Origin of the sequence: Parageobacillus sp. KH3-4 (genome assembly GCF_022846435.1) — a bacterium.
GTDB lineage: Bacteria > Bacillota > Bacilli > Bacillales > Anoxybacillaceae > Parageobacillus > Parageobacillus thermoglucosidasius_A.
Window position 1 is genome coordinate 1,543,976 of sequence record NZ_AP025627.1, and the last position, 16,582, is coordinate 1,560,557.

Here is a 16,582-nt window from a genome sequence, read left to right on the forward strand (position 1 = left end):
TGAGGGATTATGGAAGCAGCCGGATTTTCCTGCATGTAGATGGTTCTGGTTGTTTTTCATATTACTAGCAAAAATTCAATGTGTAAATTCCTAAAATCGTCGATATTGTGGCGGAATTGCAAGAAGAAGAGTATCAAAAATTAGAAAAAGGGAGCGAAATCATGAAAGGAATGGTCGAAACCGCTTATGGTCCGGTGCCGGCGAGCGGGCTGGGAAAGGTGCTGATCCATGAGCATTTTGTTTTTGAGTATCCCGGGTTTCAGGGGGATGTGACGCTCGGACCTTTTCGTTTCAAGGAAGTGCTTGAGACGGGAATCGCTGTCGTAAAAAAATGGAATATATTATCATTGCTTCGTGACGAGTTTCATGCTTTCCCGTGATACAGTCAATATTTGGCTTTGGGCGTCCGCCGCAAATACCTGAACCATTTGTTTCGTTAATGAGCAATTGGCATGTCGGGCATTTATTCGAAACGATCATTCTGACACTGAAGAGAGTGGAAGTGGCAGAAGAACCGTTAGAGCAAATGCTTGTCAAAAATCCCGTCAATTGGTTTGCGTAGTCGGTAACATAAGACCGCTTCCGGAAAGCAAAGACAGGCTGCTTTTTGGAGCGGTCTTTGTTTATGATAAGAAAAAAATGAATATTTTTCCTTTTTTGTTCAAAAATAAGGGAAGGTATTTTAAAAAGGAGGGGAAGAGGTGACAGTTACGGAAAAGCGACTCCTGTTCTTCTCGTTTGTTGCGATCGCTTTATTTGTGTCGCCATATTTTTTGCTTGGCGAGGATGCACATATGCGGGTGCATGATAATTTGGATTCCAATATTGCCTGGTATAAAGTCGTCACAAGAAGCGGGGAACTGTTTGGCTCCATTCATGCCGTCATCCCGCAAATCGCAAACGGGCTGCCGCGAAATGTGTTCGGTACAGAATTCAGCGGAATCGTCTGGCTTCACGCGTTATTTCCATCTATTTACGCATATGGATTAAGCCAGACGATTACTCGCGTGTTTGCGTTTATCGGCATGTACTTGCTGTTGCGGAAATATGTCATTCCCGAGCGAAAATGGATGTGGATCCGCGTTGGCACGTCCCTTGCTTTTGCGCTGACGCCGTTTTGGCCGTCGGGGATGCTTAGCACGCTTGGCATGCCGCTTGCGCTTTGGGCGTTTTTAAATATCCGCGCTGGCGAGCGTTCGTGGGTCAACTATCTTGTACTTACATTATTGCCGTTTTATTCAAGTTTTGTGCTCGGTTTCTTCTTTTTCTTAAGCGCGATGGGAATATGGTGGCTCGTTGACGTCATCCGTGGAAAAGGGTGGAATTGGCGTTTTTTCTTTGCCATTGTCTACATGATTGCCATTTATTTGGCGATTGATTATCGCTTTGTTCATTCGCTGTTATTTTCCGATGAACCGACGAGCCGTGATGAATATTTTCACGCTCGTCTGCCGCTGTGGCGCGTCGTACGTTTGATGGTGAAAAATTACGTTCTCGGCCATACGCATGTGATGACGGTGCACGGACTGGTCATTTTGCCGGTGACGTTAACGGCGTTGTACATCGTTTGGATGAAAAAGTTATGGAAGCAGGAAAAGCTGTTTATATTTTTACACGTGTTGAATGTCGCGCTGTCGACGTGGTACGCGTTTTGGTTTTACAAAGGATGGGTTCCGTTAACGGAGCGTTTCGACATTCTTGATAAATTTAATTTTGCCCGCTATCACTTTTTGCGGCCGACAGTTATTTACGTACTGTTTGCCGTTTCGCTCAAAATTTTATGGCAACAAGGAATTTTATGGAAAAATGTGTGTTTTGCGGCGCTTGCTGCCCAGTTCGTCGTTCTTGCCGCTTTTAACGAGGAAGTTGCGCATCGCAATAAGCCGTCGTTTCGCGAGTTTTATGCGGAAAAGCAGTTTCAAGAAATGAAAGAATATATTGGACGGCCCGTTCATACATACCGTGTCGCCAGCATCGGCATTCATCCGGCAATCGCGCAATATAACGGCTTTTACACGTTGGATACGTATAACAATTTTTATCCGCTTTCGTATAAGCACAAGTTTCGCCAAATTATCGAGCAAGAGCTGGCAAAAAACAAAAAGCTGCGCGAATACTTTGATGAATGGGGAGGGCGCTGCTACATTTTTGTCGACGAATTAGGGAAACATTATATGTTTAAAAAACATTCCAAACGAACAATTAGACGTTTACAGCTAAATACCGACGTGTTTCACGAAATGGGCGGCCGTTACATTTTTTCGGCGTTGCCGATTGAAAACGCAAAACAAAATCAGCTGGCGCTTGTAAAAGTGTTTCGTTCCAAACAATCGGCATGGACGATTTATTTGTACAAGGTGATGCCGTAAGGAGGGGATAGACATGAACGAACCGATGCTTACGATTGTCGTGCCGTGTTACAATGAAGAAGAAGTATTGCCGGAAACGATCGATAGGCTACGCGGCCTGCGTGAGGAGCTGATCGCCGAGCGGCTTATTTCTCCCGAAAGCGCGTTATTGTTTGTCGATGATGGAAGCGATGACGCGACGTGGGACATTATTTATAAAGCAAGCTTGCGTTATCCAGACGTAAAAGGGTTGAAACTTGCGCGCAACGCCGGTCATCAAAACGCGCTGCTGGCGGGACTTTTAGCCGCGAAAACGCGTTCTGATTGCATCGTTTCCATCGATGCCGACTTGCAAGATGACATTGCTGTTATTCGCGACTTCATCGAAAAGTTTCATGAAGGCTATGAAATCGTATATGGGGTGCGGAATAAGCGTGATACTGATACGTTTTTTAAACGCCACACCGCCCAATGGTTTTATAAACTGATGAGGGCGATGGGGGTCGACCTTGTGTATAACCATGCCGATTATCGTTTGCTGAGCCGGCGCGCGGTCGAGGAGCTTGAACGGTTTGAAGAGGTGAATTTGTTTTTGCGCGGAATCGTGCCGCTGCTTGGCCTCCGTTCCACAACCGTCCAATATGACCGGAAAGAGCGTCTTGCAGGAAAAACGAAATATCCGCTCAAAAAAATGATTGCGTTTGCTTTTGATGGAATCACTTCGTTTAGCGTTACGCCGATTCGCATGATTTCACTCATCGGCTTTGCTTCTTTTTTCATTAGCCTATTATTCGGAGGATATTTCCTTTTTTTAAAATTTACCGGCCATACGCAGACAGGATGGACATCACTCATTATATCCATTTGGTTTCTCGGCGGCTTGCAGCTGATTGCCTTTGGCTTGATCGGGGAATATATTGGAAAAATTTACAAAGAAACAAAACGCCGCCCTCGATACATTGTCGATCTTGATTTATTTAATTTATGGGAGCCGCAGCATCGCTCCCCTGCGCTAACCGAAAGATCAACGATGACAGGAATGAGAAAACACCGTTCGTAATAATTTCACTTGCAATATGTGAAAAGAAGGAGTAGACTTTTTGGTGAAAAATTATATATGTTATTTGCGGGAGCTTGCGGAAGCAGGCTGAGAGTACGGCTATATTCCGCCGTTGACCGCTCGAACCTGTTTGGGTAATGCCAGCGCAGGGAAAGTGACTATGAGATGCGTATACACTTTGCTTGCGCGCAAAGTGTTTTTTATTTTGCAAAAAAGGGAGAGGATGGGACATGAATAGCCAGGAAGCGGCAAACGTATTGCAAATGGTGAGAAAAGCCAACCCGCTCGTACATAATATTACGAACGTTGTCGTAACGAATTTTACGGCGAACGGTTTGCTTGCGTTAGGCGCTTCACCGGTGATGGCGTATGCGAAAGAGGAAGTCGCCGATATGGCCAAAATCGCCGGAGCGCTCGTTTTAAATATCGGAACATTAAATCAAACGGAAGTAGAAGCGATGGTCATCGCCGGAAAGTCGGCAAATGAAGCGGGCGTCCCGGTTATGTTTGATCCTGTTGGCGCCGGCGCGACGCCGTATCGCACGGAGACGGCGCGAAACATCGTTCGCAATGTGGCAGTATCGGCCATTCGCGGCAATGCGGCGGAAATTGCCAATGTTATTGGGGAAACGTGGAAGATTAAAGGAGTTGACGCTGGAGAAGGAAGCGGCGATGTCGTTGCTTTGGCGAAAAAAGCGGCGAAGCAGCTGAAAACGGTAGTCGTCATTACCGGAAAAGACGATGTCGCGACAGATGGAGAGACAATATATATCATTCATAACGGACATCCATTGTTAACGAAAGTAACCGGGACCGGCTGCTTGTTGACATCCGTGATCGGCGCTTTTGCCGCGGTGGAGCGGGATGTGCTAAAAGCGGCGGCAGCGGCGCTTGTCAGCTACGGGGTTGCCGCAGAAATCGCAGCAAAAAATGCAGGAGACCAAGGACCTGGCAGCTTCCAAATCGCCTTTTTGGACGCGCTTTCCCGCGTGGAAGCGGAGGAAATCAGCAAATACGGGCGCATCGAACAAGGAGAATGAAAGGAGAGAAAATCATGGTATATAAAGCGTTGACGATTGCCGGTTCAGACAGCGGCGGCGGCGCTGGGATTCAAGCGGATTTAAAGACGTTTCAAGAATTGCGTGTATTCGGAATGTCCGCGTTAACGGCGGTAACGGCGCAAAACACGCTCGGCGTGCAAGGAGTGTACCCATTGTCGCCGGAAGCGGTCGCGCAACAAATGGAATCCGTCGGCACCGATTTAGGAGCGGATGCGGTAAAAACGGGGATGCTGTTTAGTGCAGAAATTATTGAAGCAGTTGCCGCGAAAGTGAAACAATTCGGATGGGACCGTCTCGTCGTCGACCCGGTCATGATTGCCAAAGGCGGCGCCCCGCTGTTGCAAGAAGAGGCGGTAAGCGCGCTGAAAACATATTTGCTTCCGCTCGCGATGGTGGCAACCCCAAACATTCCAGAGGCAGAAGCGTTAACCGGCCTGGAGATTCGAACGATCGAGGACCGCAAAGAAGCGGCGAAACGCCTGCATGAACAGGGAGTGAAATATGTCGTAATTAAAGGCGGACACGACGATGACGGAGAGGAAACGGTCGATATATTATATGATGGCAGCGAATTTTTCTATTTCACAAGCAAGCGCATTGATACGAAACATACGCACGGAACGGGCTGTACGTTTTCCGCGGCGATCACGGCGGAGCTCGCCAAAGGAAAAACGGTTCAAGAAGCGGTGCAGACAGCGAAATCGTTCATTCAAGCCGCCATTGAGCATGAATTAGGCATCGGCCACGGCCACGGTCCGACGAACCATTGGGCGTACCGGGACAACCAAACACGGTAGGTGAGGAAATTGGCGCGGATCGCGAGTGAAGAGATGAAGCAACGATTGAAAGTGTATTTTATTATGGGAAGTGTAAACTGTAAAAAACAGCCATTCGAAGTGTTAACAGAAGCGATCGATGGCGGAATCACGCTGTTTCAATTTCGTGAGAAAGGGAGCGGCGCGTTTGCCGGCGAACAAAAATACGAGTTTGCCAAACAGCTGCAAGCCATTTGCCAAAAGCGCGGCATACCGTTTATCGTCAATGACGATGTCGAACTAGCGCTTGCTATTGATGCTGATGGGGTGCATATCGGGCAGGATGATGAAGATGCGCGCGTCGTCCGTGAAAAAATCGGCGACAAAATTCTCGGAGTGTCGGCGCATAATTTGGAAGAAGCGCAAGCGGCAGTCGCTGCTGGCGCTGATTATATCGGAGTAGGGCCAATTTATCCGACGAAATCGAAAACAGATGCGAAACAAGCCCAAGGCCCCGGGATTATTCGCTTTCTTCGCGACCATGGAATCGATATTCCAATGGTGGGCATTGGCGGCATTACTGCGGAAAATGCCGGCGAAGTGATGAACGCCGGAGCAGACGGCGTTTCCGTCATCAGCGCGATTGCTGCCGCCCCTTCGCCGCTGCTAGCAACAAAACAGCTCGTGCAAACGGTGTTTAATAATAAATAAAAGGTGCCGCATGTTGGGCACCTTCTTTTTTGCCATGTTTATGAAACAGCCTGTTTCTTTTTTGGGAATCGCCATTCTAAAAGCGATTGCATGATGCGGGCGATCGGCTCGCTTCCAAGCACAAGCACAACAATGACGGATAATCCTAGCAATAGCGGATAACCGTGAATACTCATAATAAAATCCGGAAATTTTGTTTCATGCAAATATTTTAAAATAAACCCGTGCAATATATAAATATAAAAGGTTCTTGCGCCTAATACCGAAAAAGAGAAACGGCGGTTTGGAACAAGCGCAAGAAAACAGAGCATCATTAACGTGCTTGCGCCATAAATAACCAGCCGTCCAAAAATTCCTTTTTCCTCTGGTACGCCGAGCGTATCGTATGATTTGGAGCCGTATAGCCATTCCTGCGGCAAATCGGGAAAACCAAAATGAATCATCATGAACATTCCGGCTAATGCGAAAAACGAAAATAAGCGCAGGCGCCATGCAAATAACCGTTCGATATCATGTTTATGCAGGAAAAATCCTAATAAAAAAAACGGAAAAAACGTAAAAGTGCGCGATATGCTTAGCCATTTTTCCGCATCGATCATACCCGCTCCCACTCCCAAGAGAAGGGAAAGCGATAGCGAAACAGGTTTTGGAATTTTCGCAAAGATCCATAATAGCAGGTTCCAACTGAATAAGCTAATTAAAAACCATAAACTCCATTGCGGAGTGAACAAATCGAATTCAATGGAATCTTTTTGGTATAAAAAGTAATAGTAAACCGAATACAACAGTTGAAAAATAAGATAAGGAAGCAATAATTTCTTTGTTATTTTTTTTAAATATCCTTTCTCATGAAATTTTTTTGCGAAATAACCTGAGATAAAGATAAACGCCGGCATGTGGAAAAAGAAGATCCAAATATATAAGCTATGCACCCATAGCACATCATCGATATACGGGCGGAGAAAGTGACCAAACACGACGAGGAGCATTAATACGAATTTGGCGTTGTCAAAGTAATAATCGCGCTCGCTCATAGTGTCTTCCTCCCTTCTTTCTATACCAATTCGAATGATACTTCTTCTTTTTCGAGGGGTCAATAGTATATCATTTTTTGGAAAGGTGTGAAATTTTAAATGATAAAAGAAAACGAACTGGAAACGACTGATATGGCCTAGTTATATAGGAAAGGAAAAGAGGGGGACGCTGAACAAATAGAGCAACTTATATGCCAAGATGAAGCGTTTTCGGAAGGAAAGTGCGTTAGCGGAAGATCGAGGCAATGCCGATAAGAAGGGAGGGAATGTTCATCATGGAAGTCATACGTGCAAAACAAATTGCTGAATCGGGAAAAATCGTGCCGGTGACCTACGAGGGGCAACAAGTAATGATTCAACACGTGGACGAGGAGCGAGAAATGGCGCGCGTTTATATGAAAAATCATCCGGAGAAAGAAATGGAAGTACCGGTTCGCCTTCTGCAAGAAGAATAATCCTATGCGATGGTGCTTTTGGCTCACATATGATATAATAAAAAAAAAATGAATAAACATATGGAGTGAATCGTATGAACATCGGATTTGGAGAAATCGCCCTTATCGTCTTTTTCGCGTTGCTCATTTTCGGCCCGAAAAAGCTGCCGGAATTGGGACAAGCGGCTGGAAAAACGCTGCGTGAATTTAAGAATGCGACAAGAGGAATTATCGATGACGAAGAGCAAAAAGCACAAAAATAAGGACTTGGCACGTACTGCTAAGTCCTTATTTTTGTTCCAGGTCACACTCATGCAATGGAACGATTTTCGTTTTTTTCACAAACTTATATCCAAGCCAGACGATAATAAAGAGCGGCAGGCCGATATACGAAACAAGAACGCCATACCAATCAATGGTTCCGCCAATAAATGCCTGATAGTTTTGCCCTAAAATCACAATGAGACAAACGACAAATGCAAACATAGGGCCGAATGGGAACCACTTCGCTTTATATGGTAAATCGTCCAAATTTTTCCCTTGTGCGATATACGCTTTACGGAACCGATAATGGCTGATGGCAATGCCGAGCCATGCAATGAACCCTGACATTCCGGAAGCGTTCAGCAACCATGTATAAACAACGCCGTCTCCAAAGAGAGATGCCAAAAAGGCAAGCGTCCCTAATGAGGAAGTGACAATCAGCGCATTGACCGGAACTCCGCGTTTATCCAGCTTCGCCAGAAATTTTGGAGCTTTTCCTTCGCGGGCTAAATCCCAAAGCATGCGAGTGGATGCGTACATCCCGGAGTTGCCTGCCGATAATACGGCGGTTAAAATGACCGCGTTCATTACCGAAGCGGCAAAGGCGATTCCTGCTTTATCGAATACAAGTGTAAACGGACTAACCGTAACATCGCCATTGGCAAGTCTTTCATCTGTATAAGGGATTAACAAGCCGATGGCCAGAATCGCTAATACATAGAATAGCAAAATGCGCCAAAACACCCGGCGAATGGCGCGGGGAATGCTACGCTTTGGATCTTCAGTTTCTCCAGCGGCGACTCCTAGCAATTCCGTTCCTTGAAAAGAAAATCCAGCTGCCATAAAAATTCCTAACATTGCCATAAAACCGCCGTGAAACGGGGCATCTCCGATGGTAAAGTTTTTAAAGCCAACCGCTTCGCCGCCCATGATCCCGACAATCATAAGAAAGCTGACAATTAAAAACAAGATGACGGTGGCTACTTTAATGAAGGAAAACCAATATTCTGCTTCGCCAAACCCCTTGACGGACAAGTAGTTTAAAAGAAACATAATTGCCAAACAAAGCGCGCTCCATAACAGCGACGGGCTATGCGGAAACCAAAATTTCATGATCATCGTTACGGCAGATAGTTCTGCGGCGATCGTGATCGCCCAGTTATACCAATAATTCCAACCTAATGCGAACCCTAACGCGGGATCGACAAATTTTGTTGCATATGTGCTGAACGATCCGGAAACTGGCATGTATGCAGCCATTTCTGCAAGGCTTGTCATTAAAAAATATACCATAGTGCCGATGGCGATATACGCGACAAGCGCTCCACCGGGCCCCGCTGTATGCACCGCTCCGCCGCTTGCTAAAAACAAGCCTGTGCCGATTGTTCCACCGAGGGAAATCATCGTTAAGTGCCGCGTTTTTAGCTTTCTCCGCAGCCCATCCGCAGAAACGGAGACGGTGCGGGGGGACATTTTTGCAGATGTTTTCATTTTAATATCAGCTCCTTTTTACTATATAGATATTCCGGTAGAAAATCAAAAATTTATGGAAAAGTCATAAATGAAAATGCCGTCGAAGGAGATTCGACGGCAGCGATACCTGCGGACATCAACTCTCCCATGAAGATAGCGCTCCATGCCCGTATAATGGCAGGCATGACAGTGTTGCCCCTGTTCGGCGACAACCCCAGCCTAGGCATTCAGAGAGCAAATGCCCAAGCTTCGGCGGCTTTTCCTTTCCGGCAAAGTCTTTGACGTGCTCTGCGTCTCGTTTGCCGTACTCATAAAAGCCGCGGCCTCTACTTCATTGGTCGAATGAGCGGCATATTATTCTATTATGTTAATATATTAATCTATTATTCCAATAATAGCAATAGAAAATGCATAAGGCGTCTTAATGTCCCTCTTTTTCATTTTTATTTAAATCGTTTTTCGCATGTTGCATCTAAGCGGTGGCAGTCGGAAAATTGATTATATTCTCAAGAAGGGTGATGTCCAAGTTTCATTTGCGTAAAAGACAAGTCTTTTGCAGCGACGCCATATATATAGAATATCGATGTTTTTCTGCGGTGTGCTAATTTCTTGTTGAAAAAGGTTTTGCAAAAAAGCGAGGTGTCGCTTTCATGGTAAAAAAAGTCGCTATTATTATGATCGGCAGCATGTTCCTTGCCATCGGCATTAATGTTTTTTTAGTCCCCCACCATTTGTTAGACGGCGGAATCATTGGAATTGGTTTGATCGTCAAATATATTTGGCATGTAAAAGCAGGGCTGACGATTATTTTGTTAAGCGTTCCTCTTTACATTATTGCCTGGTTTTATTATCGGCCGTTTTTTTACAATAGCCTTCATGGTTTGCTGTTTTCTTCTTTGATGATCGATATCTTTTCTGCATTGCGCGGCGCAGCTACGCTGGATCCCATCGTGAGCTCCGTTATTGGTGGAATTTTTGTTGGGATTGGAATCGGCATGATGCTGCGCGAAGAGACGAGCACGGGAGGGACGGATTTATTGGCACAATTTATTGCGAGAATGACGAACTGGAACGTCGGGATTGTTATTTTTATAATGGATGCCATTATTATTGCGGTGGGGAGTTTCGTCATTGATTCGACTTCGTTTCTTTATTCGTTTATTGTCGTAACGGTAGTCGGGATCGTGACGACGGTGTTAACAAGGCCAAGAGGGTGGAGACACAACATGATGTGATCCCATGCATATTGCCAGTGGGGCAAGTTCAGATGTTGCCTAACATTTCATGATAATCATGCGGCGAACGAAGGTCGGGAAAGGAGGAAAATGGGACTCGGCTTTGGCGGCTGAATCCCATTTTTATTCCGTATTTATCGTGTGTTGCTTGTTTGCAACGCTTGTCGTGCCGCTTGCATATCGATGCGCAATTGTTCTTGGACGTTTGCCGGATGGTAATACCCTTTGTTGATCATATATTGGCTAATTTGCTCATGCAGCTCGATCGCGTCGTTCAAGTGCTGTTTTAGTGTGCTGCGCACTTCTGGCGTGGCCGATTCGGCGATTGCCATCGCATAGCTTTTAATGGCGTTTTTGGCGCCGATTAAAAAGTCTGTCGCGATCATTTGGTCGTTAAGAACGTTTGTTTGTGTCATCGTGTTTTGCATCTTGTTTCACCTCTCGTTTCATTTTAAGATAAAAGGTTTTGCAAATCGCGAATTTGTTGTTGCGTTTTTTGGATATCTTGCTGGATGAGCGATTTCAGTTGCGGATCGGATGCCATTCCTTGCATGGCGGTATTTTTTGCAAAACAGACATTTTTGAATGCAAGCAGCTCATGAAGTTCTAACATTTCATGAGTTCCCATTGCTTTCATGCGTTTTCACCACCTTCCGTGACATAGTATGCGCGGCAGAAGAATCTATATAAATGAGAAATATTGTAAAAAAAGCTGGCCCAGCGAAGGGATCCAGCTTTTTAATTCATCATTCGCACAAGTTTTTTCGTAAACAACAGCAAAATAAGGCCCAATCCAATTGTCACACCGCTAATTACGCTGAAAATTTCCAAATAGCCTAAAGATTGTGTAAATGCTGCTAATTGACCAGCCAGCAACTGAGCGACACCAGTTCCCGCTAGCCATACGCCCATTAACACTGACGCTAGCCGAGCAGGAGCAAGTTTACTTACCATCGACAATCCAACCGGCGATAAGCAAAGTTCGCCGAGTGTGTGCAAAAAATATGTGAAAATAATGAACAATAAATTCGCTTTTGTGACGATGTGTTGTTCGTCGCTTCCTGTTTGTAATACGGCCGGAATTAATACGGCAAAGCCAAGGCCAAGCAAAATCATCCCGAGCCCCATTTTTGCTGGAATTGGCAAGTCGCCGCGTTTAGAATTCGAAAGCTTTGTCCAAATTAGCGAAACGATTGGTGCCAACACGATGATAAAGAATGGGTTTAATGATTGGAACCAAGAAGTAGGCATCGTCCAGCCGCCGATCGATTTATCCACGAATTTGTCCGTATATAACGTTAATGAACTTCCTGCTTGTTCAAATCCAGCCCAGAAGAAAATAACAAAGCACGTTAAAATAAAAATGACGGCGACGTTTTGTTTTTCTTGTTTCGTTAAAGGAGTTTTTGCTTTTGATTCTGTTTCTTTGTTTTGTTTAGCTGGCGCGCCGGTAGGTTGTTTGCCGATATCCCCTAAATAGCGGTTGCCAAATAGATTGAAAATGAATTGGCCAATAATCATGCCGATCGCTGCGGCCAAAAATCCGTACTTAAATCCGTAATGGATGACGCCGTTGATGTTCGTTGCGAAATATTTTTCCGCTAAAAATCCGCATACAAGCGGTGCAAATAGCGCCCCAATGTTAATTCCCATATAGAAAATGGTAAATGCGGAGTCTTTTCGTTTGTCGTTCGGGGCGTAAAGTTCTCCGACAAGCGTGGAAATATTGGGTTTAAAAAAGCCGTTGCCAATAATTAATAAAATTAATCCGATATATAGCCCTATCTGATTGTTGACGGCAAACAAGACGAAGTTACCAAGCGCCATCGTGGTACCGCCGATGGTAATCGCCAATCTTCTGCCTAAAAACCGGTCAGATAAATAACCTCCGAAAAGCGGAGTGAAATAAACCGCGCCAGTAAAAATTCCATAAATCGTCATCGCGACGCTCGGTTTTATTCCTAATCCGCCGCTGATAAGTTCTGTCGTCAAATAAAGAACAAGAATCGCTCTCATTCCGTAATAACTAAATCGTTCCCAAAGTTCTGTAAAAAACAATAAATAAAGCCCGGGAGGATGTTTCGTTTTTGGGCGTGGATTTTCCAACGTCTTTGTTTCCGGTAGTGCACTCATTATATTTCCTCCTTAGTTTATCATGATATTGTTTATTTTAATTAACAAAATATTTATATGTCAATAAAATTATATATAAATATATAATTCTAAATTTTTATTTAAAGAAGATATATGAATTAATGATTTTTATTTTTGTACAAAATATACACAAAATGCTTTTTCAAAATATTTTTATATATTATTTTAATAAAATTTAAAAAATTTAGCAATCGGATGTTATGAATAAGTGAGAAAACAAAAGCTCTTTGCTGTAAGAAGATGGTTTGTTTCTGGTGAAGGGGGGTACACTATGCGTGCTGCAATTTTCAATGGAAGGTGAAATGGAATGCGCAAAATGTATATCCTTATTATCATTTTCCTTTTGTTGTTCATTGGAGGAGGGTTTTTTTTCAACAGTAATGCCGAATATGCCCTTTTGCCTGAAAAAGACGATGTAGTAAAGTATGAAGCGAATCATCAAACAGGCACGGATATTTGGGGGGAATGGATTGGCGCGGAAACGGGAAAAGCGGGAAAATCATTTGCCGATCGTTCAAAAACGCCTGTTTCTGCCAAACACGGCGCTATTGTTGTCGATGAAAAGCTGCTTCAATTAGGGCGAGAAGTGTTTTATAAAGAAACATTTGGCAATGAGGTGTTTTTGACGGATATTATGGGGATGGTGAACGGACCGTTAACGATGGCGAATATCGCCAAGGCGGTTATTTCTTTAAAAGGAAAGGGAACGACAAATTTGCAAGTGGAGCTGGCAGAAGATGTGACCATTGGTGACCGAACGTATAAAAAAGGGGAGAAAATTGACACAGGCATCGATGTTCCTAAAGGATCGTATTTGCCGTTAGGGATGCCGGTTGTTTGGGATCATGGTAAGCTTCGCATTGGCATTAGTTGTGCGGCGTGCCATGCGACGGTGGATCCAAAAACGAAGAAGGTGGTAGAAGGAGCCCCTAACAATGATTTAAATGCTGGGCTGCTCATGGCGTTAGCCACCAATTCAGCTGCTTATTTTACGCATGCGGATATAAAATCGCTGAAGAGCTATATTCGTTCTATGGATCGGACAGTGATGGATTCAAAAGGAAGAAAGTCGTCACTTCCTGATCCGCAATTGCTTGAAAAAGAGGTAGACCGCATTTTTGCGAGTTGGCCGCGTGGGAATTTCGATTCCACTATCGATATGAAAGCAAATCCGTCGCAAATACCGGATTCATTTACATTAGGAGATCATCCGTACGGATGGAGCGGGTTCGCGACAGCAGGGCCGTTCCGCGGGCTTGCTACGTTTAGCAACAACGTTCACGCACAAAATGCCGATTCTCTTGCGCAATCGGAGCTTAGCGAAGCGTTATTTGGAGTGGACAAAGAAGTATATATTGGAACGATACTGCAAAATGCCGCTAATCCAAAATTTCGCTATAAGCCGAACGGGAACGAAAAACCGTCGGAGTTTTTTGCAAAGGTGGACCCGACCCCTGGTGTTGTCGGCGTCAACAAACTCGTTGCTCCGCCGCAATTCCCGAAAGTATCGCTCGTGGCGCCGGATGGGTTGGTAGCTAGTGAACCGGGATATCGCTTTAATGAACAAAACAATGCTGTCGCTGCTTGGCAAAATACGATTAATCCTCCATCCCTAAGTGCAAAAATGGATGCAAGGCAAATAGCTCGGGGGCGTGATGTATTTGTTCGAGCCGGATGTATTCGCTGTCATGCGGGGGCGTATTTCACCAATAACCGTGTCGTTGCAGCGAAGGTGATCGGAACCGAGCCATCGCGGGCACAAGCGTTGAAGAAAACGGAAAAAGTATTTGCTGAAGCGGTTTTCTATGCTCCGGATACCCCTGTGCCAGTTCCGAAAAACGCTAAAGTACTAAAAGTGCCGACAGAACAATTGGATAAAGAACAAATACGTTTAGCGTTTGCGCATGGCGATTCAAAAGGAGGTTATAAAGTGCCGAGCCTGATCGGCCTTTCTTGGAGCGCTCCGTATCTCCATGATGGGGGCGTTGCGGTCGGACCAAACGGGGAGTTCGGTTTAACGGGAACGCTAAGAAAAGGAATTGTACCTGATGCGCGCAATAGTCTTCGCGCATTGATGGACCGGACGCTACGGCAACAAGTGATCCGTGCGAATGCTTCCGATCCGCAACTTCGTGCTGTGCATGTCAGCGGCGATGGACATCGTTATTGGATTGATCCACAGGCGGGATTTACGAAAGAAGAACAAGAAGCTGTGATCGATTATTTACTTTCCCTTACCGCTCCGTAATCAAATTTGGGAGCAGTTCACTCGCAAAAACACATCCTCCTCGGTCCACACTAACGGATAGGGGAGGGAGCTAGATGAACGAAACGTGTTTTTATTGCCAAGTTGAATGCGCGGATCAAGTTCATTATGTATCGTTTTACGTTTCGGACGAAGAACGTGAAGAAGCGTTATGCCCGCAATGTTACGAGGAGTGGCTTCATGGTATAAAAGGGTAGAAAAAATAACACCGCACCTTGTTATGATATAGGTGCGGTTTTTTTCACAAGCGGCGGAGTTGTGACGATCTTGTGAAGATCGCTTTTTTCGTCATAAGAACGGTAAACGATGGGAGCGGAGTCAGGGGAAGAAACAGAGACAAATAAAATATGTTCATCGTTTCCTTTCGCCTTCTTTGTTTCCATTGTTAAGGCTGCGTTGTCTAAATGAAGGGAGTAAAATCGATACGTTAGACCAAGCCATGTTTTTTCGGATACCGACGTGTCGGGATGTTCCCGGATTAGTCGGGCGATATCGGCAAAGGAGTGTTTCTCCCGCTGCAGCCGGTCTATTAGCATGTTTGTCGTCTGCTTCATCCAATTTTTCCATGATTCGAACATTGCCCTCACCTTTTTTATTCAAGTATGCCCCTACTCTTAACTTGTTTATACGGGCAGCTTGATGGAAAAAGAAGTCATGTGTTCATTCGAGGTGCACGTAATTTGCCCGCCATGATCTTCAATAATTTTTTTGCAAATGTAAAGGCCAATTCCTGTTCCTAATTTTTTTGTTGTAAAAAATGGTTCGAAAATCGTTTGGACCATTTCTTCCGGGATTGCTGGCCCATTGTTGATGATTTTAATATAAACGGACTCGTCCTGACGGTAGGCGTCGATACAAATGCAGCGGGGTTTGCCTTTTTCTTTCACCGCTTCAATGGAATTTAACAAAATGTTGATGAACACTTGGCGGAGCTGATCTTTATAGGCAAATAGATGTATCGATGAGTCAACGGATATCGAGATTTTCACATCCCCGTCGACAATGCTTGCGTATAAAAATTCAATAATTTCCTCGAATAGCTGCAAAAGCGCAAAGGTTTCTTTTTCGTTTTCTACTATTTCTTTTCTAGAAGCATGAAGAAATTGGGAAATGCGGAATTTAAGCTGCTGCAATTCATGGTCAATAATATCAAGATACGGCAAATCTGGATGTTCCAATTTTAATAATTGAATAAACCCGATAATCGCTGTCAGCGGATTGCGAAATTCATGCACAAAGCTCGATGACATTTGACCAAGCAATGTTAAACGATCTTTATGGGATTGGGTGATCAACAAGTTTTTTTCTCGCAATTCCGCTTCTTTTAATTCGTTGTATTTCGTGACGGCATGAAATAAAAATTGATCAAACAAGCAATTGATTTCATCGATCAGCGGAAACAGTTCTTCCATCGGCAATGTGGACTGAAGTGCATACTTTACCACTAATCTTCGTCCGAGATTTGTATTGTAAACAAACTCGCCGATATTCATATTTGTTTCTGCTCGCTCTTTCGCGATTTTGTAAGCAAGCTGTTCGATATTGTCGCGGTTGGATGCGTGAAGCAGCGTGTCTTTGACGAGCTGAAACACGGCTATTCCGTTATGCACGATATGATCGATATATTTATCATTATCAGTGATATACATATGGCGTTGCCAGTAAGAAAGAAAGTCGGAAAAATGCGCATCTAAATGCGCGATTAATTTTTGCGCCGCGGATGTCAAGCGATGTCACCCCGTTTTTATCTATTTACTTTTTATTATAAAGGGGAATGTGCAAGTAGA

19 protein-coding genes and 2 riboswitches are annotated in these 16,582 nt (G+C 44.5%); of the genes, 12 read left to right on the plus strand and 7 right to left on the minus strand.

Translation table 11 applies throughout. The annotated features are described in order from the left end of the window. The first annotated feature begins 161 nt into the window (after nt 1-161). The 7 genes from MWM02_RS08050 (at nt 162) to thiE (ending at nt 5,935) form a co-directional block, all read left to right on the plus strand. Entirely contained in the window at nt 162-380 is a 219-nt protein-coding gene (locus MWM02_RS08050) for a hypothetical protein (RefSeq protein WP_244403420.1), read from the plus strand. Continuing rightward, complete coding sequence (locus MWM02_RS08055) at nt 377-562, plus strand: hypothetical protein (protein WP_244403421.1); 186 nt, start codon at nt 377-379, stop codon at nt 560-562. The genes MWM02_RS08050 and MWM02_RS08055 overlap by 4 nt, the downstream gene beginning before the upstream one ends. A 139-nt stretch (nt 563-701) precedes the next feature. Further along, nucleotides 702-2,369, plus strand: coding sequence for a DUF6044 family protein (locus MWM02_RS08060; protein ID WP_244403422.1), 1,668 nt, complete (start codon nt 702-704; stop codon nt 2,367-2,369). Nucleotides 2,370-2,382: 13 nt separating this feature from the next. Then, the gene (locus MWM02_RS08065; protein ID WP_244403423.1) at nt 2,383-3,408 is read left to right on the plus strand and encodes a glycosyltransferase family 2 protein; all 1,026 of its coding nucleotides are present in this window, start codon (nt 2,383-2,385) and stop codon (nt 3,406-3,408) included. A gap of 56 nt (nt 3,409-3,464) precedes the next feature. Then, a riboswitch (TPP riboswitch) is annotated at nt 3,465-3,577 on the plus strand. A 61-nt stretch (nt 3,578-3,638) separates the two neighbouring features. Beyond that, a complete protein-coding gene (gene thiM, locus MWM02_RS08070; RefSeq protein WP_244403424.1) occupies nt 3,639-4,448 on the plus strand; it encodes a hydroxyethylthiazole kinase in 810 nt (269 codons plus the stop codon). Nucleotides 4,449-4,462: 14 nt separating this feature from the next. Beyond that, nucleotides 4,463-5,266, plus strand: coding sequence for a bifunctional hydroxymethylpyrimidine kinase/phosphomethylpyrimidine kinase (gene thiD, locus MWM02_RS08075; RefSeq protein WP_244403425.1), 804 nt, complete (start codon nt 4,463-4,465; stop codon nt 5,264-5,266). A 9-nt stretch (nt 5,267-5,275) separates the two neighbouring features. After that, nucleotides 5,276-5,935, plus strand: a complete 660-nt coding sequence (thiE, locus tag MWM02_RS08080) for a thiamine phosphate synthase (protein ID WP_064551713.1) — start codon at nt 5,276-5,278, stop codon at nt 5,933-5,935. A 38-nt stretch (nt 5,936-5,973) separates the two neighbouring features. Here the strand turns inward: thiE and MWM02_RS08085 are convergent, their stop codons facing one another. After that, complete coding sequence (locus tag MWM02_RS08085; RefSeq protein WP_064551714.1) at nt 5,974-6,969, minus strand: acyltransferase family protein; 996 nt, start codon at nt 6,967-6,969, stop codon at nt 5,974-5,976. Between the two features lie 275 nt (nt 6,970-7,244). Between MWM02_RS08085 and MWM02_RS08090 the strand changes: the two genes are divergently transcribed. Both MWM02_RS08090 and MWM02_RS08095 read left to right on the plus strand, forming a co-directional pair. Then, on the plus strand, nt 7,245-7,424 hold the full coding sequence (locus MWM02_RS08090) for an H-type small acid-soluble spore protein (RefSeq protein WP_064551715.1): 180 nt from the start codon (nt 7,245-7,247) through the stop codon (nt 7,422-7,424). 74 nt (nt 7,425-7,498) lie between these two features. Next, complete coding sequence (locus tag MWM02_RS08095; RefSeq protein ID WP_013876817.1) at nt 7,499-7,666, plus strand: twin-arginine translocase TatA/TatE family subunit; 168 nt, start codon at nt 7,499-7,501, stop codon at nt 7,664-7,666. A gap of 25 nt (nt 7,667-7,691) precedes the next feature. On the opposite strand, the gene MWM02_RS08100 is transcribed toward MWM02_RS08095, so the two are convergent. Then, nucleotides 7,692-9,158, minus strand: coding sequence for an amino acid permease (locus MWM02_RS08100; RefSeq protein ID WP_244403426.1), 1,467 nt, complete (start codon nt 9,156-9,158; stop codon nt 7,692-7,694). Nucleotides 9,159-9,286: 128 nt separating this feature from the next. Then, nucleotides 9,287-9,477, minus strand: a riboswitch (Lysine riboswitch). 313 nt (nt 9,478-9,790) lie between these two features. Here MWM02_RS08100 and MWM02_RS08105 point away from each other — a divergent pair. After that, nucleotides 9,791-10,375: a YitT family protein gene (locus MWM02_RS08105; protein WP_064551717.1), complete on the plus strand. Its 585-nt coding sequence runs from the start codon at nt 9,791-9,793 to the stop codon at nt 10,373-10,375. A gap of 134 nt (nt 10,376-10,509) precedes the next feature. Here the strand turns inward: MWM02_RS08105 and MWM02_RS08110 are convergent, their stop codons facing one another. From MWM02_RS08110 to MWM02_RS08120, 3 genes are all read right to left on the minus strand, one after another. Then, the gene (locus MWM02_RS08110; protein ID WP_064551718.1) at nt 10,510-10,803 is read right to left on the minus strand and encodes a spore coat protein; all 294 of its coding nucleotides are present in this window, start codon (nt 10,801-10,803) and stop codon (nt 10,510-10,512) included. Between the two features lie 23 nt (nt 10,804-10,826). Continuing rightward, nucleotides 10,827-11,012 (minus strand): DUF892 family protein, encoded by a 186-nt coding sequence (locus MWM02_RS08115; protein ID WP_064551719.1) that lies wholly within the window; start codon nt 11,010-11,012, stop codon nt 10,827-10,829. Nucleotides 11,013-11,113: 101 nt separating this feature from the next. Next, nucleotides 11,114-12,508, minus strand: coding sequence for a peptide MFS transporter (locus MWM02_RS08120; protein ID WP_064551720.1), 1,395 nt, complete (start codon nt 12,506-12,508; stop codon nt 11,114-11,116). A gap of 328 nt (nt 12,509-12,836) precedes the next feature. Here MWM02_RS08120 and MWM02_RS08125 point away from each other — a divergent pair, with 328 nt between their 5' ends. Continuing rightward, entirely contained in the window at nt 12,837-14,777 is a 1,941-nt protein-coding gene (locus tag MWM02_RS08125) for a hypothetical protein (protein WP_064551721.1), read from the plus strand. Between the two features lie 74 nt (nt 14,778-14,851). After that, entirely contained in the window at nt 14,852-14,992 is a 141-nt protein-coding gene (locus tag MWM02_RS08130; RefSeq protein ID WP_198401574.1) for a hypothetical protein, read from the plus strand. Between the two features lie 21 nt (nt 14,993-15,013). Here the strand turns inward: MWM02_RS08130 and MWM02_RS08135 are convergent, their stop codons facing one another. Together MWM02_RS08135 and MWM02_RS08140 are read right to left on the minus strand one after the other, a co-directional pair. Further along, nucleotides 15,014-15,373: a hypothetical protein gene (locus MWM02_RS08135; protein WP_064551722.1), complete on the minus strand. Its 360-nt coding sequence runs from the start codon at nt 15,371-15,373 to the stop codon at nt 15,014-15,016. A gap of 45 nt (nt 15,374-15,418) precedes the next feature. Next, the gene (locus MWM02_RS08140; RefSeq protein ID WP_064551723.1) at nt 15,419-16,522 is read right to left on the minus strand and encodes a sensor histidine kinase; all 1,104 of its coding nucleotides are present in this window, start codon (nt 16,520-16,522) and stop codon (nt 15,419-15,421) included. Between the last annotated feature and the right edge of the window lie 60 nt (nt 16,523-16,582).

Bases quoted from the DNA above. Each gene is read 5' to 3' on its own strand.
- MWM02_RS08120 (WP_064551720.1), bottom strand. From the start codon at position 12,508: ATGAGTGCACTACCGGAAACAAAGACGTTGGAAAATCCACGCCCAAAA.
- thiM (WP_244403424.1), top strand. From the start codon at position 3,639: ATGAATAGCCAGGAAGCGGCAAACGTATTGCAAATGGTGAGAAAAGCC.
- MWM02_RS08110 (WP_064551718.1), bottom strand. From the start codon at position 10,803: ATGCAAAACACGATGACACAAACAAACGTTCTTAACGACCAAATGATC.
- MWM02_RS08085 (WP_064551714.1), bottom strand. From the start codon at position 6,969: ATGAGCGAGCGCGATTATTACTTTGACAACGCCAAATTCGTATTAATG.
- MWM02_RS08090 (WP_064551715.1), top strand. From the start codon at position 7,245: ATGGAAGTCATACGTGCAAAACAAATTGCTGAATCGGGAAAAATCGTG.
- MWM02_RS08130 (WP_198401574.1), top strand. From the start codon at position 14,852: ATGAACGAAACGTGTTTTTATTGCCAAGTTGAATGCGCGGATCAAGTT.
- MWM02_RS08105 (WP_064551717.1), top strand. From the start codon at position 9,791: ATGGTAAAAAAAGTCGCTATTATTATGATCGGCAGCATGTTCCTTGCC.
- MWM02_RS08125 (WP_064551721.1), top strand. From the start codon at position 12,837: ATGCGCAAAATGTATATCCTTATTATCATTTTCCTTTTGTTGTTCATT.
- thiD (WP_244403425.1), top strand. From the start codon at position 4,463: ATGGTATATAAAGCGTTGACGATTGCCGGTTCAGACAGCGGCGGCGGC.
- MWM02_RS08065 (WP_244403423.1), top strand. From the start codon at position 2,383: ATGAACGAACCGATGCTTACGATTGTCGTGCCGTGTTACAATGAAGAA.
- MWM02_RS08115 (WP_064551719.1), bottom strand. From the start codon at position 11,012: ATGAAAGCAATGGGAACTCATGAAATGTTAGAACTTCATGAGCTGCTT.
- MWM02_RS08050 (WP_244403420.1), top strand. From the start codon at position 162: ATGAAAGGAATGGTCGAAACCGCTTATGGTCCGGTGCCGGCGAGCGGG.
- MWM02_RS08135 (WP_064551722.1), bottom strand. From the start codon at position 15,373: ATGTTCGAATCATGGAAAAATTGGATGAAGCAGACGACAAACATGCTA.
- MWM02_RS08100 (WP_244403426.1), bottom strand. From the start codon at position 9,158: ATGAAAACATCTGCAAAAATGTCCCCCCGCACCGTCTCCGTTTCTGCG.
- MWM02_RS08095 (WP_013876817.1), top strand. From the start codon at position 7,499: ATGAACATCGGATTTGGAGAAATCGCCCTTATCGTCTTTTTCGCGTTG.